Here is a 438-nt window from a genome sequence, read left to right as displayed (position 1 = left end):
TGGCTCTACCCGGCCCGTCTCCCCATGGATAAGCGGTGCCAACTGGCCGATCGCGGGTGCCTCGAACACGGTGCGCACCGCAAGGTCGGTATCCAAGGTGGTGTTGATCGCCGCGATCACCCGCATCGCCGAGATGCTGTCCCCGCCGAGTTCGAAGAACGAGTCATCGACCCCGACCCGCTGCACACCCAGAATGTCGGCGTAAATCCCGGCCAAGATCTCCTCGGTGGCCGTCGAGGGGCCGCGGTAACGCTCGGTGTCGATGTAGTCGGGGGCGGGCAGGGCGCGGGTGTCGAGCTTGCCGTTAGGGGTCAACGGCAACGCGTCGAGCCCCACCACCGCGGCCGGCACCATATGCTCGGGCAACCGCTCACCCAACGCCGCGCGGATATCGGCCGGGTCGGCGTCCCCGGTGATGTAGCCGACCAGGCGTTTGAT

The 438-nt window shown here is 67.4% G+C and carries 1 protein-coding gene; it reads right to left on the bottom strand.

Annotated features, from left to right (window positions below):
* A partial coding sequence (locus AC5Y7E_RS24270) for a phosphopantetheine-binding protein (RefSeq protein WP_499950958.1) occupies positions 1–438 on the bottom strand: 438 nt, incomplete at both ends.

Source organism: Mycobacterium sp. NGS17 (genome assembly GCF_059813205.1).
This window is presented reverse-complemented; position numbering and strand designations above follow the sequence as displayed.